Source organism: Reinekea sp. (genome assembly GCF_982785585.1).
On the sequence record NZ_CEYAVF010000026.1, the window covers coordinates 13,754 to 29,249 of the forward strand.

The 15,496-nt window shown below is 54.7% G+C and carries 12 protein-coding genes; 8 read left to right on the plus strand and 4 right to left on the minus strand.

Annotation, left to right across the window (positions count from 1 at the left end; translation table 11 throughout):
• Positions 1 to 14 precede the first annotated feature (14 nt).
• Both AC4FIC_RS11010 and AC4FIC_RS11015 read right to left on the minus strand, forming a co-directional pair.
• Positions 15 to 1,292: a hypothetical protein gene (locus AC4FIC_RS11010; RefSeq protein WP_476195023.1), complete on the minus strand. Its 1,278-nt coding sequence runs from the start codon at positions 1,290 to 1,292 to the stop codon at positions 15 to 17.
• 11 nt (positions 1,293 to 1,303) lie between these two features.
• Complete coding sequence (locus AC4FIC_RS11015; RefSeq protein WP_490359403.1) at positions 1,304 to 2,071, minus strand: outer membrane lipoprotein-sorting protein; 768 nt, start codon at positions 2,069 to 2,071, stop codon at positions 1,304 to 1,306.
• Between the two features lie 181 nt (positions 2,072 to 2,252).
• On the opposite strand from AC4FIC_RS11015, the gene AC4FIC_RS11020 reads away from it, so the two are divergent.
• The 4 genes from AC4FIC_RS11020 (at position 2,253) to AC4FIC_RS11035 (ending at position 7,220) form a co-directional block, all read left to right on the plus strand.
• The gene (locus AC4FIC_RS11020; RefSeq protein ID WP_474335133.1) at positions 2,253 to 3,020 is read left to right on the plus strand and encodes an ABC transporter ATP-binding protein; all 768 of its coding nucleotides are present in this window, start codon (positions 2,253 to 2,255) and stop codon (positions 3,018 to 3,020) included.
• 3 nt (positions 3,021 to 3,023) lie between these two features.
• Positions 3,024 to 4,523, plus strand: a complete 1,500-nt coding sequence (locus AC4FIC_RS11025; RefSeq protein ID WP_476194367.1) for an ABC transporter permease — start codon at positions 3,024 to 3,026, stop codon at positions 4,521 to 4,523.
• A 17-nt stretch (positions 4,524 to 4,540) separates the two neighbouring features.
• Positions 4,541 to 5,866, plus strand: a complete 1,326-nt coding sequence (locus AC4FIC_RS11030; protein ID WP_476195026.1) for an ABC transporter permease — start codon at positions 4,541 to 4,543, stop codon at positions 5,864 to 5,866.
• Between the two features lie 88 nt (positions 5,867 to 5,954).
• Positions 5,955 to 7,220, plus strand: coding sequence for a leucine-rich repeat-containing protein kinase family protein (locus AC4FIC_RS11035; RefSeq protein WP_100257438.1), 1,266 nt, complete (start codon positions 5,955 to 5,957; stop codon positions 7,218 to 7,220).
• Positions 7,221 to 7,246: 26 nt separating this feature from the next.
• On the opposite strand, the gene xseA is transcribed toward AC4FIC_RS11035, so the two are convergent.
• The gene (gene xseA / locus AC4FIC_RS11040) at positions 7,247 to 8,623 is read right to left on the minus strand and encodes an exodeoxyribonuclease VII large subunit (RefSeq protein WP_476195028.1); all 1,377 of its coding nucleotides are present in this window, start codon (positions 8,621 to 8,623) and stop codon (positions 7,247 to 7,249) included.
• Between the two features lie 198 nt (positions 8,624 to 8,821).
• On the opposite strand from xseA, the gene guaB reads away from it, so the two are divergent.
• On the plus strand, positions 8,822 to 10,291 hold the full coding sequence (gene guaB / locus AC4FIC_RS11045) for an IMP dehydrogenase (RefSeq protein WP_100257436.1): 1,470 nt from the start codon (positions 8,822 to 8,824) through the stop codon (positions 10,289 to 10,291).
• A gap of 207 nt (positions 10,292 to 10,498) precedes the next feature.
• Positions 10,499 to 12,076 (plus strand): glutamine-hydrolyzing GMP synthase, encoded by a 1,578-nt coding sequence (gene guaA / locus AC4FIC_RS11050; RefSeq protein WP_287420511.1) that lies wholly within the window; start codon positions 10,499 to 10,501, stop codon positions 12,074 to 12,076.
• 134 nt (positions 12,077 to 12,210) lie between these two features.
• Here the strand turns inward: guaA and AC4FIC_RS11055 are convergent, their stop codons facing one another.
• Positions 12,211 to 13,272 (minus strand): ligand-gated ion channel, encoded by a 1,062-nt coding sequence (locus tag AC4FIC_RS11055; protein ID WP_145980250.1) that lies wholly within the window; start codon positions 13,270 to 13,272, stop codon positions 12,211 to 12,213.
• A gap of 640 nt (positions 13,273 to 13,912) precedes the next feature.
• On the opposite strand from AC4FIC_RS11055, the gene tadA reads away from it, so the two are divergent.
• Positions 13,913 to 14,413 (plus strand): tRNA adenosine(34) deaminase TadA, encoded by a 501-nt coding sequence (tadA, locus tag AC4FIC_RS11060; protein WP_100256896.1) that lies wholly within the window; start codon positions 13,913 to 13,915, stop codon positions 14,411 to 14,413.
• Positions 14,414 to 14,441: 28 nt separating this feature from the next.
• On the plus strand, positions 14,442 to 15,496 hold a 1,055-nt coding region (locus AC4FIC_RS11065), incomplete at its 3' end, for an MFS transporter (protein WP_476195029.1).

Consider the following 15,496-nt stretch of genomic DNA (forward strand, 5'->3'; position numbering starts at 1 on the left):
TTCATCCGGAGCCATTAAAAGCTCTGGCTGCCCAGCGTCAGGGTCAACTCGTAACGACTCAGGTCGCCCATGGGGGCATATTCGCCGCCCGGATCGCCCATCAGAGTGGTGACACTCAGAGCCGTGCTAACAAAGTCATTCGGGCTCAGCGTGACGGTACTTTTGAGCATCGCTGAACCATCGGTTAGGCTGCTTAAAGCTAGCATCGAGGCGCTTAGGGGCAGACCGTAGGGATCCGCTAGCTGAATCATCAGGGCGGCCAGTTGTTGGCTGAGCTGTTCCGCGACCTCGCGGCCTAAGGTCAGGCTCTGCCAATCGTTGGCTGCAGTGGACCAAGTCGGCTCAGTATAACCGAGTCCATTGTAATAGTACTGCCCACTCAGGCTCAGTGAACTGTCCGGCCCAATATCCTGGCTGGCACGCATGCCCACGGTAAATTGCTGCAACAGCTCATCGCTGCGGTCATACAGCGAGCCAGCAGCGCTTAAACCCAGGCTGGTTTCGCCCAAGCTGAGATTGTATTCGGTGAACAGATCGCCCAGGTCGGTCGGAACCGAACCGGTGACCACTAGGTTGAGTTCGTTATTGGCCTGCCTAACAACACCTAGGCCCCATTCCTGACTGCCCAATAACCATTCACCCTTAACGGCGATACTGTAACTGTTGGCGGTATCGTCGGGAAGCAGATAGGCATAGTAGTTGGCGGTACCCTTGGGCTTATGGATTTTAGCCGCCATGGTGCCGATCCGATCCTGATCGGGGTCATTGGCGTCGATCGAGTCCTGACTCAGGGTGTCGGCTGGGCTGTAAAAATAGCCCACGCCCCACTGCAGGGTTTGTTGCCCGGCACGAATAAAGAGTTGGTTGTCGAGGTCGAAATCGGCAAAGGCTTCGCGCAACAAACTGCTGCTGCCATCGGCCGTCGCGCTGTAATCTAAGTTGAGCAAAACACGATAGTCGACATTGGGCCGGGCATCGAGTTTCAGATTGCCCGACAATTCGGACTGCACCTGGGGGTCATGTTCAACCGTCGGCTGGTCGATCAAAATCCCAGCGCTTTGCCAGGCGAACGACCCGGACCAGTTGAGTACCTCATCCCCAGTGAGCATGTCTTCGGCCAAATTCACCTCGTTGGCAATGACGTCAGTCACCAATGACGCACCGCCAAACAGGTCGTCACCGGGTTCGGCTGGCGTGCCAAAGACATCGTCGCCGGCGTTCACCTGGCCGACGGCAAGCACCATCGTAAGGGCCAGACCAGTGCGGCTGGAGTAGGTTGTGAATGGCTGCATCGATAAACTCCTTATTTGTTGACGCGTTCAACATAGGCTTTGGTAAAGACGGAATCGTCCAAATCGATGGTGCTGACCTGATCGAAGGTTAGGGTGGTCTTATCGCCGCTGACGACTTCGTCGACAAAAATCATTTTCGTTGCCATATAGGCGTCACCGGCCTGGGTATAGGACGGGAAGTAGGAGGTGCGCATCAGGCGGCCGCTTAAGCTATAGGCTTCAGCTTTGAGTACCAGCAGGGGACTGTCATTGACCCAAATTTTCATGCTCGGGTAGGTCACCTCATCACTGGTTGCGGCCAGGGTTAGCAGATGGGTCGAAAAGGAGCCCAGTTTGGCCGCCACGGAACCGGTGACGCGGTAATCGATGGCCCAGGTTGATGAGCCGAAATCCGAATTATTGGCGTCGGAGTCCTTAAAACTATCTTTAATCGAAGTATGGGTAAATTTTCGACTCTCCGGGTCGTAAAACCACAGGGTTTCATCGATCTGCAGATAGCCTTGGCCGCGAATATTTTCCGGCTCTTGAAACAGAATTAAAAAGGTATCATCACGATCCCGGCGAAACATCCGAACAACATTTTTGTCCACTCCATCGGCCGTGCTCTCGGTGATCATCGTCGCCACCATCGAGACATCGTTGTCGAGCAAATTGGTGTTGCGGTCGATTGCTGCCAGGGTGTCGCTGCCGCTCTCGGCAGCGGCCCATACGCCAGCTAAAAGTAGGCTGCTGGTCAAGGCTGTCGTGAGCAGGCTGCGGGAGTTCGTCAATAGTTTCATAGGTTCGGCTCGTTTGGGCTGTTTTGATGTGGCTCAGTGTAGAAAAGCGCCCGCGCTGAGCCCATTGCTATCCGATAACAGATTATAACAAATTGTTATGGCGCGTTTTTTTTCATCAATGTCGATGCCTCCCAGATACGGTTTTAATAGCGTTATTCACAAAAGGTAACGGAGACGAACGATGGCAGTAATTAAGTTAGATAGCGTGACCAAACAGTACGCATTGGGTAACACCCTGGTGAAGGCCTTGAATGACGTCAGTTTTGCGGCCCATGCTGGCGATTTCATTGCCCTAAGCGGTCCGTCTGGATCCGGTAAATCGACCGCTCTGAATTTGATTGGTTGCATCGACGCACCGACGTCGGGCCAGGTGGAGATAAACGGCATCATTACCGGCAGCATGAGCGAAGTCGAGATAACCCGTTTACGCCATCAAAAGCTGGGCTTTATCTTTCAGTCCTTTAACCTGATTCCGGTGCTCAATGTGCGTGAAAATATTGAATTCCCACTCTTGCTCGACAGCAGTAAGCATAATCCCTATGCCAATTGGGCGCCCGCCGAACAACAGGACTGGATTAATCATCTGATTGAACAGGTTGGTCTGGCCGATCGGCGCATCAATCGCCCGAACGAACTGTCTGGCGGTCAACGTCAGCGGGTGGCCATCGCCCGAGCGTTGGTGACCAAACCGAGCATTGTGCTGGCCGACGAACCGACTGCCAACCTGGATTCTAAAACCGGGGCGCAGATCATTGCGCTGATGCATCAAATGAATCAGGAGTTGGGTACCACCTTTGTCTTTTCGACGCACGATCCGCGCGTCGTTGAAATCGCCGATCATGTGGTGAAACTGCAGGACGGCACCATCATCGATGAATATTTTCAGAACGGTAAAAGCGCAACCGGTGATCACGCCGCTGCAGCCGAACCGATGGCACAGGCGGAGTAGCCCATGATTACCAAAATCGCACTGCGCAATCTCACCGAACATCGCAGCAAAACCCTGATCGTAGGGGGCCTGATCGCGCTGGGCGTGACCCTGTTGGTGATGGGTAATTCGATTATGGATTCCATTTCGGTCGGCTTGCGCCACAGCTTTACCGAACAATACAGCGGTGACATCTTTATCTATGCGCCGGTCGAGGATGAAGGCGACCTGAGTATCTTTGGGTCATTCGGCACGGACGGGGTCCAGGCACTGGAGCGGTTCGACGAATTTGCTGGCCAATTGGCGGCGCAAGCCAATGTCCAGTCGGTCTCACCGACTACGGTCGGTCGCGGTATATTGGAGACTAACCAGGGCGAGCAGGGTGGTTCGCTGTTCTGGGGTATCGACCCAACCGTTTGGCAGCACAGTTTCGCACAGCCATTGACCTGGCTTGAGGGCGGGCTCTGGTCTGGTGACGCGCCGTCGATTGCGCTTAGTATTGGCGTGGCCGATGCGCTCGCGGAGGCTCAGGGCAGTCCTATCAAGGTGGGCGAAACGCTATTGATCACCGTGATGGGTGACAATGGCATCAAGATTCGTGAAGTCACGATCAGCGGCCTGTTTGCCTTTAAAACCATCGCCGCGCCGCAGTTGGAGCTGATGAGCCTGGTAGACCTGAAAACCTCACAAGCGCTGCTGTCGTTAAACCACCAGCAAGTCATAGAGGTGCAGCTGTCCGCAGCGGAAAGCGAGATTTTAGGCCAGGTCACTGAGGACAGTCTGTTTGGCGAGGCCACGCTGATGGGCACGGCGGAGCCTGACCTATTTGGTAACGGCTCTAGCCTGATCACCCCCGAGCTGAGCAATGAGTCAGTCGTGGCTGAGCCGATAGCGCTTGCCGCTCATTCCAGTCCCGGTGTCGCGGCGCACGTTACGCTCCCGGTGCAGGCTCAGTTCGCGGTGCTGTTGTTGGACAATCCGGCCGATGTGGCGGTCACCCAAGAGCGCTTGCAGGCTTGGGTGGACGCCAACGATCTGAATTGGCGGGTCGGCGATTGGACCCAGGCCGCCGGTTTTATCGGCAATTTGGTCGGCGGTATCAAGCTGATCCTCAATGGTTTGGTGGTACTGGTCGCCTTCGTCGCCACCCTTATTATCATGAATACTCTAGTCATCTCGGTCACCGAACGGTTGCAGGAAATTGGCACGATGCGCGCTATCGGGGCTCAAAAAGCCTTTGTCCGCAAAATGATTCTGACCGAAACTCTGATCCTCGCGCTGGCCTCGGCTCTGGTCGGGGTGCTAGTGGGGACGGTGGCACTGTGGCTGATCAGCATTAATGGTTTGCCGGCGGCAAACGATATTATCAAAATTTTATTCGGAGGTGATGCGCTCTATCCATCGGTGTCGGTCAGCGCAGTGCTGCAGGCGGTATCGATGATGACGCTCGGGGCCGTATTGGCCTGTCTGTACCCATTGGGTATTGCCCTTAAAGTGAGCCCATTAAAAGCGATGCAAGGCTAAGGCCCGGAGCACAGTAGATGAAACTTAATATGATTAACATGGCATACCGTAATGTTGCTCGCCAAGGCAAACGCAGTCTGATGTTGGCCTTGTCGATGGCGTTTGGCGTGATGATTATCACCCTGGTCAACAGTCTCACCGTGGGCATGGCCAATAGTGTTGAAAGCAATTTCTCCAAGGCGCTGGGCGGCCACGTCTACATCAGTGGCGAAATCGTTACCGCCTCCAACCGCAATCTGGCCGTGATCGAAGATCGCGCCTTAGTAAGTCGAGCCCTGGCGCCCTTGGCCGATCGCATCGTGCAGCAGAATAAACGCTCGTCCAGCGCGGCGACCCTATCCTTTGGCGGCCAAGCGGTGCAGGGCACCGTGGCCGGTGTCGACTTTAGCGTCGAGACCAATGTCTTCGACAATATGGCGCGTATCGCCGGTGACGTCAGTCTGATGTCCCAGGCGAAAATGCTGATCGTGCCAGAAAAGGTGGCCAATGAACTGGGGGTTACCGCAGGTGAGTCGATTCTGATTCGCGCCAGTACCGTGACCGGCCAGCAGAACTTAGTGGAGTGGACCATTGCCGCGGTGATTGCCGATCCGGAGGGCCTTAACGAGGTCACCAATTACGCTAATTTGAGCGACGTCAACGGACTGATCGGTTTGCCGCCTGAGGCCTATCAGCAACTGAATCTAGTACTCGCGCAGATTAGCGATATGGATGCCATACGCGACCGGCTCCTGGCCTTCTTTGGTGAACAGGCTAGCGTGCAGCCGGCCGACGAAGAGAATCCAATGAAACGCCGAATGATGGGCATGTCGGGCAATCTGATCGAACACATAGACGAGCCGTGGCAGGGCACACGCTTTACCGTGACCAATCTCAACGATGCCATGTCCGATGTACTGTCTTTAATCGGCGCCCTGGAGGCCATTTCGCTGGCTGTCTTTGTGGTGATGTTGCTGATTATTATGGTCGGTATCACCAACGCATATCGCATGGTGATACTGGAACGGGTACAGGAAATCGGTACCCTGCGGGCCATGGGCGCGCAACGCAGTTGGATTTTTCGCCTCTTTATCGCCGAATCGGTGCTAACGGCACTGATGGGCGCCAGCGTCGGGATCGTCTGTGCATTTATCTTAGCCGCCGTCCTGGGCACCCTGACACTGCCAGGCGGTGGGCCCTTGGCAATGTTTGCCGTGACCGGTCAGTTGCAGTTCCCACTGTCGTGGCTGGCTGTACTGGTGCCGCTCGTCGTGACCGCACTAGTTGCCGCCGGTGCGGTCTACTTCCCCGCCCGGAAAGCGGCCAATATGGCACCGGGTGATGCCTTGCGCGCCGCCTCATAAGGCTTAGGGCAGGGCGCGGGGCTGTAATTCCAGTCCCGTGTTGCGTACACTGCCCGGCACTTGCCGCTATCCTCCAGGACGTCATATTTTGCAAACCCTAGCACAACTGAAGTCAGGCGAACTCGCCGGCATTAAGCGGCTGACGCTGTCCGAAAATCTCACCGCCTTTCCCGTGGAAATACTCACTCTAGCAAGTAGCTTAGAGGTTTTGGACCTGTCCAATAATCGGCTCACCACGCTGCCGGCCGAGCTGGCGCAATTGACCCAGCTGAAAATAATTTTCGCGTCCAATAATCTGTTCGAAGCACTGCCGGAAGTGCTCGGCCTGTGCGTCAACTTGGAAATGGTTGGCTTTAAGTCGAATCGGATCCGGCAGGTTGCCGAGCATGCCTTGCCGGCGCAACTGCGTTGGTTGATCCTAACGGATAACCAGATCGTGACCTTGCCCGATTCGCTCGGCCAGCGACCCCGGCTGCAGAAGCTGGCCTTGGCGGGCAATCGCTTAACCCATTTACCGCAGACCCTGGCCCAATCGGTTAACCTGGAGTTGGTGCGTATCTCAGCCAACCAATTAAGCCATTGCCCAGAGCAACTCTTGAGTTTGCCCAAGCTGGCCTGGTTTGCCTTTGCCGGCAATCCCTTTAGTCGATCCGATGACCGGGTCAATCAGGTGCCCATGATCGCCTCCAGCCGCTATAGCCTTGCTCAGGTGCTGGGTCAGGGCGCGTCCGGGGTAATTTCACAAGCGCTCTGGAACAGCCCGCAAAGCGAGTTTCCCGAGGCGATAGCGGTGAAGGTCTTTAAAGGCGAGGTTACCAGCGATGGTTACCCCGATGATGAATTGCAGGCCTGTTTAAAAGTGGGTAATCATCCCAATTTGGTGCGGTCCTTGGCGCAAGTCAATGAGCCGGGCCATCTCGCGCTGATCATGAATTTGATCCCCGCGCACTTCACTAATCTGGGCTTGCCGCCCAGCCTCGACAGCTGCACGCGCGATACCTTTAGCCTAGGTTTCAGCCTCTCCATCGTGCAGATCGATAAGATGATTGCTCAGATGGATGCGGTGTTCGATCACCTACATGCCAACCAGGTCTGCCACGGCGACCTCTATGCCCACAACACCCTGTTTGATGCGCAGGCCAATATTATCTTCGGTGACTTCGGTGCCGCGAGCCTGTATCAGATGTTGACCCCAGCGCAGCAGGGGCAGGTCAAGCGCATTGAACGCCGCGCGCTGGCGCATTTTATCGAGGATCTACTCGGGGTGTGTGCCGAACACGATCAGGGAAGCGGCGACTATCAGCGCCTGCGACAACGAGTGGTTGAGATCCAGGGTCAGGCTCTATTAGGCTGAGCAGGACGCGGTGCGTCCCGGCCGGCCTACAGAATCCGCTCCACGATCGAGATTATCTTGCCGTCTTTCAATAGGGTTTCAATTTCACCGCCGACCTGAACCTGGTGGCTCTGTTGGATAACCGTACCCTGGCTGTCCCGGGTTATCGAATAGCCCCGCTCCAGAGTGGCCAAGGGCGACAACAGATTCAGTTTGCCGATCAGTTGTTGAAAACGGCCCTTTTTGCGCTCCAACATGCCATCTAAGGCACGCTGTAGGCGCTGTTCGGACTGCATCAACATGCGCCGATCGCGCTCGATGGTGAGCTGAGGGCTAACTTGGCCCAGACGCCTTTGCAGGCCGTCGAGTTGCTGTTGGTGTTGCAGCAGGGGCCGGGCAATGGCGCGATTGAGCCGCACCTGCAAACCGCTCAGGGTGGCAAAACCTTCCTGCACCGTTACCGCTGGATTTTTCAGACGCTTGCTCAGACTGACTAACAGCTGACCCTGGTTGCGTATCAGGCGGCTGATGGCCGAGAGCAGGCGTTGTTCGCCCTGATCGAAGCGCTGCATCAGCTCGTACTGATCGGGGCTGACCAACTCGGCCGCCTGCGATGGCGTCGCGGCGCGGATATCGGCGACAAAGTCGGCGATCGAGACATCCACCTCATGGCCGACCGCGGAAATAATCGGCAATACCGAGTGGAAGATGGCGCGCACGACCGGCTCAGTATTAAAACACCACAGATCTTCGAGTGAACCGCCGCCGCGGCCGACGATCAAGATATCGACCTCATCGCGCGCATTGGCGCACTCGATGGCCTGCACCAGCGTTGCTGCGGCTTCATTGCCCTGAACTTGGGTCGGGTAGAGAATGACCTCCAGGGCCGGACAGCGGCGCTCTAGGACGGTTAAAATATCGTGCAAGGCGGCGCCGGTGGCGGAGGTGACGATGCCAACGCGTTGAATATCGGCGGGCAAGGGCTTTTTGTGTACTTCGTCAAACAGGCCTTCGGCCGCGAGCCGCTCTTTGAGCTGGAAAAAGGCCGTCTGCAGGGCGCCATCGCCGATCGGCTGCATGGAGGTAACAATAAGTTGATAATCGCCGCGGCCCTCATAGAGGCTAAGCCGACCAAAAACCAAGACCTCGTCGCCCTGTTTTGGACTATATTTATTGTTGGCCAACTGGCTACGAAACATCGCGCAGCGGATCTGCGCATTGGCGTCTTTGAGCGTGAAATAGATATGACCGGACGCCGGTCGACTCAGGGTCGAAATTTCGCCGCGCACCGGTATCGCCGGGTATTGGGTTTCCAGCAGTTGCTTCACTTGCCGATTGAGTTGGGAAACCGTTAAGGTCGCACTGGGTTGGCCGGAGAGGCTCGAGGGTTGGTTTGATAACAGAGCAGATTTGTTTGATAACATAGGGCGCTTTGCTTGGCCTGGTTGACGATGCTTTTTGAGGGCCCGCAATGGTGCACTCTATATAAAGAAGGAATTTTGCCATAAAGCTATGTTATTTGGCAAATCTAGTTATAATGCCGCGCCAACTCGATTCAGCCGTGAAAGCCGTATTTAACGTCGAATCATCTTTTTTTCCACTCCATCAGAGGGAAACAGAACATGTTGCGCATTGCCCAGACCGCCCTAACGTTTGACGATGTCTTGCTCGTACCCGGCTATTCCGAGGTGCTGCCTAAGGAAGTCACGTTAAAAACTCGCCTGTCCCGTAATATCGAACTCAATATCCCCCTGGTCTCGGCCGCAATGGATACAGTCACCGAAGCCCGTTTGGCGATTGCGATGGCGCAGGAAGGCGGTATCGGCATTATTCATAAGAATATGACCATCGAACAACAGGCCCATCACGTCCGCTTGGTGAAAAAATACGAGGCCGGTGTGGTTCGTAACCCCATTACCATCGGACTCAGCGCCTCGGTACGCGAACTGATCAACCTGACCTCGGAACACAATATTTCCGGCGTTCCGGTGCTCGACGGCGATGACCTGGTCGGTATCGTCACCAGCCGCGATGTGCGCTTTGAGCGCAATCTTGATGCCGGCATTGCCACCATCATGACCGGTAAAGATAAGCTGGTTACCGTGCTTGAAGGTGAGGGTCAGGACAAGGTGCGTGACCTGCTGCATATCCATCGCATCGAAAAGGTTTTGGTGGTCGATGAGAACTTTAAGCTCACCGGCATGATGACGGTGAAAGACATCAACAAGGCTCGCTCCTATCCCAATGCCTGTAAAGACGAATACGGTCGCTTGCGCGTAGGCGCGGCAGTCGGTACCGGCGCCGACACCCCCGATCGGGTCGAAGCGCTGGTCAATGCCGGGGTCGATGTGATTATTGTCGACACCGCCCACGGCCACAGCAAGGGCGTGATCGATCGCGTCCGTTGGGTCAAGCAGACCTTTCCGCAGGTCGATGTGATTGGCGGCAATATTGCCACCGGTGCCGCTGCAATCGCGTTGGCTGAGGCCGGCGCCGATGGCGTTAAGGTCGGTATCGGCCCAGGCTCGATCTGTACCACGCGCATCGTCGCCGGTGTTGGCGTGCCGCAGATCAGTGCCGTGGCCAATGTCGCCGAAGCGCTCGAACCCTATGGTATTCCCCTGATTGCCGACGGCGGTATCCGCTTCTCCGGTGACCTCGCCAAAGCGATTGTTGCCGGGGCATCCGCCATTATGGCCGGTGGTATGTTTGCCGGTACCGATGAGTCGCCCGGTGAGGTTGAGCTGTTCCAGGGCCGTTCTTACAAGAGCTACCGTGGCATGGGTTCGCTCGGTGCCATGGCGCAGGTGCAAGGCTCCAGCGATCGCTACTTCCAGACCGTCGAGAGCGGTGTTGAGAAGCTGGTGCCGGAGGGTGTCGAAGGCCGTATCGCGGTTAAGGGTCCGATGACCTCGGTGGTCCATCAGCTGATGGGCGGTCTGCGTGCCGCTATGGGCTACACCGGCTGTAAGACTATTCTCGATATGCGCACCAAGCCGGAATTTGTCCAGATTACCGGCGCGGGCATGAAAGAGTCGCATGTGCACGATGTGCAGATCACCAAGGAAGCACCGAACTATCGAGTCAGTTAAGGCACCAGGGCCGAGCGTCGGCCCTGGCTTTTACTCGATGCGCACAAATTTTTTACGATCGCTATTTTAACCTGGCATCAACTGCTCAAGCGCACCGCACGCCTGGCCCTTGGGTTCAGGCGCGTCGCCCCAAGGACCCGTTTGGCGTGGTCCACACTGAGCCGGTTAAGCCACCATTGATGTAATTTTTCAAGGCTGACGAACACTATGAACCCTGTAAATATCCACTCCGACAAGATTTTGATCTTGGATTTTGGCTCTCAATACAGCCAGCTGATTGCCCGTCGCGTGCGCGAATTGGGTGTGTTCTGTGAAATTCGCGCCTTCGATGTCAGCGATGACGAGATCCGTGCGTTTCAGCCCAAGGGCATTATTTTGTCCGGTGGACCGGAATCGGTTGGCCTAATCGATAGCCCGCGCGTGCCCGAGCTGGTCTTTAATCTGGACATTCCGGTGTTAGGGATCTGTTACGGCATGCAAGCCATGGCCGAGCATTTCGGCGGCGTGGTGAGTAATTCCGAGCACCAAGAATTCGGTTACGCCGAAGTGCAGGTGGCCGCCCAGGGCAGTCTCTTGCAGGGTCTATCGGATCGTCACTCAGAGAGCGTGGACTACATCGATGTCTGGATGAGTCACGGCGATAAGGTCACTCAGCTGCCGGACGGTTTTGAGCTCATGGCGTCGACCCCGAGTTGTCCGATCGCAGGCATGGCCAATGAGGCCAAGCGCTTCTTTGGCGTGCAATTTCACCCCGAAGTGACCCATACCCTAAAGGGCTTGGATATCCTCGAGCGCTTTGTACGCACCCTGGCCGGTTGCGACGCGCTATGGACCGCCGAACATATTATCGACGATCAGATCGAGAAGGTGCGCAATCAGGTGGGCAACCGTCGGGTGCTCTTGGGCCTATCCGGCGGCGTCGATTCCTCGGTAGTGGCGGCCTTATTGCACAAGGCCATCGGCGACCAGCTGACCTGTGTCTTCGTCGATAACGGTCTGCTGCGCAAGAACGAAGGCGACCAGGTGATGAAACTCTTCGCCGACAATATGGGCGTCAAGGTGATTCGCGCCAATGCCCAGGATCGTTTCCTCGATGCCTTAAAAGGCGAGGCCGATCCAGAAGCCAAACGTAAGATTATCGGCCGCGAATTTATCCATGTCTTCGATGAGCAGGCCAAGTTGATTCAAGAGGTCGACTTCCTGGCTCAGGGCACTATCTACCCCGATGTGATCGAGTCAGCAGCGTCCAAAACCGGCAAGGCACACGTTATTAAGTCGCATCACAATGTTGGCGGCTTGCCCGACAATATGAAGATGGCGCTGGTCGAACCGTTGCGTGAACTGTTCAAAGACGAGGTGCGCAAAATCGGTTTGGAGTTAGGCTTGCCCTACGACATGGTCTATCGCCATCCGTTCCCAGGCCCCGGCTTGGGTGTACGCATCCTCGGCGAAGTGAAGCGCGAATACGCCGATCTGTTGCGTGAGGCTGACGCCATCTTTATGGAAGAGCTGCATCGAGCCGGCTGGTACCAGAAAACCTCACAGGCGTTCGCGGTGTTCTTGCCGGTTAAGTCTGTCGGTGTGGTCGGTGACGGCCGTCGCTACGAGTGGGTCATTGCCATCCGTGCGGTTGAAACCATCGACTTTATGACCGCCCGCTGGGCCCATCTGCCCTATGAACTCTTGGGTAAGGTCAGCAATCGTATTATCAATGAGATCAGCGGTATTTCTCGTGTGGTCTACGATATTTCCGGCAAGCCGCCGGCGACCATTGAGTGGGAGTAGTCATCAAGGTGTAAGTTATTAATTTTAAGCGATTTTTAACTTACACCTTCGTTTCACAAAAAAACCGTGCTCAAGGTAACACAGCAATATTTGACCAAGCTTAAATCTACCAGCGAGGCAAATATTGCCAATGCCTAATTAAGCAGTGCAAAACCCGAGACCCATACCATAAACACAAATGCTAACGCCATGAAGACCGCGTTGCTCTTATGCTCAAGTTTGGTGCCCAGTTCGACGCGACCTGTTTGAAACACGTGGATGACGTAGATGCCCCAGACCAATGCAAAGACGACCATGATACCTACTGCTACAAACAGAGCGTCAATCATCGTCAAATAATGGGTCGCCGGAATATCGTCTCCTAGCGAGAAATTTAGAGCAAATAAGGTTAATAATAGAGTCAATTGACCGCCTATTCGCCAGTTAGCATTGTCTCCGCCATCCTCTGTTTCGTAAATCACGCTAAATCGATTAATGAACATAGAAAGCAGCAAAATAGATAGCAAAGGGATTAATATCTTTTGCGCCACATCCACGAAATCATGGGCAACCTTGATATGAAATACCGCAACCGAGAAATGGGACTTTCCACCGTGGCTCAAGCTCTTAACACTATCAACCTCCGAGCGGTTACCTTCGAGATACCAATTACCCTTCACAACCTCATGGGCAATCTCTTCATGCCCAAATTTAAAATGCCGCGGCTCAAAAGCCAACCCTGGGAGGGGGTGATTGGCCGACTGCAGCTCAAGATGCAAGTCTAAATCGCCAAAAGGATAAGAGGGAATTGCTGTCTCAAAAGTCAACTTCACAGCGAACTTCTCGAATAACTCTGCCCGACCATCGGGAAACAAGGTAAGTGATCTGGCCATGACCTCGCGTGGGCCCTCTGCATTTGCTACAAATATAGCCGGGTCAAAATTTTCTGCAAGATAGCTGTCAATGGCGTCACCCATCAGGGTGCGGGACTCAGGGGCACCCACTAGCCCGACATTGTTGCCGGTCCATGACAGCAGCATCTCCGCAACTGCCCGAAACTGACCGCGGCTAATTGATATATCTGATACCTCATCCATGATGAGGTCTACCGTTACTGGAAAAGCATCGGTTTGTTCTGCCTCATTGGCGAAGACTGGGCCGTTGATGAGCATCACTGTAATAAATCCAAAAAGGACACTTATTAATTTTTGATTCATATTTTAACTCATTTTGAGGTTTTAGCTTTCTGGCGGCAGAAGCCAGAAGAGCAAATAGGGTAGATGCGTCACACAAGACCGTCTGCTTATAAAATGGGACATTCGACGGTTTGAGTTTTCAGGCCGATACTATTATCACAAAAAATATTATTTTACCTGGTCATTATGCCGCGTGTTGTTGATCTTGCAAGCGATGTTGACGAATTATCGGTTTTTCGATTTTTTCCCGGTGCCTTAGTAATAACGTCATCCCGGCCACCTCAGACAACGGTGGGCATGATGTTATTGATACACTGGTGGTAACGGTGATTGTTGTAATCGACCCTAATCGCGATGTGACGTTCTAGCTGGCCGGGGAGGCGCTAATGCGCCCATGGCATCGGGTTTTCCAGCGTTTGCAGCCCAGTAAAAAGGGTTTACAACTCTAGCAGGTAAGCCAACGAAAGTTGCAGTTGCTCAGCGTGCTAAACATTGGTGGCCAACATGCGTCGATGGTAAAGTCTGTCTTTGGGTGACGCACACAACCATTGCCCAGCTATTCTTCAGTTGACATCAGTGAAGGTGACATAAGTGATTGATATGAAACAAGAAAACAACAATAGGGCGCCTGAATGAGATTAGTCCGCCGGTATAGGCTGCGATGACCGCCGCGCGCTCGGAGCACGAGGCCTTTATGGCCCGAGCCCTCGAATTGGCGGCGAGTGCCTACGCCCTCGGTGAAATTCCTATCGGCGCCGTTGTGGTCCAGGCTGGGGAAATCGTCGGGGAAGGCTATAACCGGTCCATTACCGACCTCGATCCGAGCGCGCATGCCGAGATGGTCGCCATTCGCCAGGCCGCACAGCGGCTGGGCAATTATCGCTTGGTCGACTGCACCCTCTATGTCACGGTCGAGCCGTGCACCATGTGTACCGGTCTGCTGGTCCACGCTCGGATTCAAAGGTTGGTCTTTGGTGCCGCCGAGCCCAAGGCCGGTGCGGTGCAATCGGCTATGAAAATTGGCGAGTTGAGCCATCTAAACCATAACTTCGCGGTCGAAGGCGGTATACTCGGCGGCCAATGCGCTGAATTGATGAGCCGATTCTTTAAAGAGCGACGCTTGCAGCATAGTTTGCTCAAAAAAAAGCGCTCTCAAACCTAACGACTGATCCCAATCACAGGAACACATCTTGCCCCTAGCAAACTCAAGCTTTACCGAGAAAGCCTGGCGACTCTCGCCTATGTACTTGCTCTACTTCACGCTGTTTGGCGTTTTTGTGCCCTATATAGCGCGCTTTTTAACGGTCAATGGCCTCACCGAACAGGAAGCCAGTACCATTATTGCGGTGGTTAATGGAGTGAATGTTTTCGCACCCTTTCTGTTCAGCGTTCTCGCCGATCGAAGTGGCCGGCGGCTGTTCTATATCCGTCTGGGGTATGTCGGGATGGGCGTGTTCTACCTCTTGGCCTTGGCCGGTTCGGGCTTTTGGTATTACCTCACTGTCTTTGGCCTGTTCGGTGTATTTCTCTCGGCGGTTCTGCCGCAAATGGAAGCCATTACGCTGGCCATTCTCGGGCAGGAGCGCAGCCGCTATGGTCAAATCCGCTTCTGGGGTTCACTCGGTTTTGTGGTCGTGGTCTGGACTCTGGGGTTTTTATTGGAAACCTATTCGGTCGCGATTCTGCCGATGGCCGGCGGTGTCTTGTCGTTGCTGATGTTTTTGTCGACCTTCCTAATTCCCGAACAGAAGAAGACCGCGGTACCGACGCGACCCAAGATCGAGACGGCCCATTCAAGCCTGCCGATCGACCGGCCGCAGATCGCGATTTTGCTCGCCGTTATTCTCTTTTGGCAGATCGGTATGGCGCCCTACAATACCTTTTTCGATCTGTATTTGCGTTTGCAGGGCTTTTCGACCACCAGCATTGGGTTTTTGATCAGTTTTGGTGCCGTGTGTGAGATCGCCATCTTTATCTATATCAGTCGCTTGTTTACTCATTTTAGTGAGCGCCATCTGATGAGTTTCGCCTTGCTACTGACGGTGTTTCGTTGGTTGATTTTATCCCGTTTTGCCGACAGTTTCGGGATTGTGCTCTTATCGCAAACGCTGCACGCCGTGACCTTCGGCATGGTTCATTCGGTCGCGGTGCACCGTATCGGTCATCTGTTTCCGGCGCATAAGGCCAGCCTGGGGCAGGGTATGTATGTAGCGTTCGGGTCCGGTGCCGGCCTCTTTATCGGCAA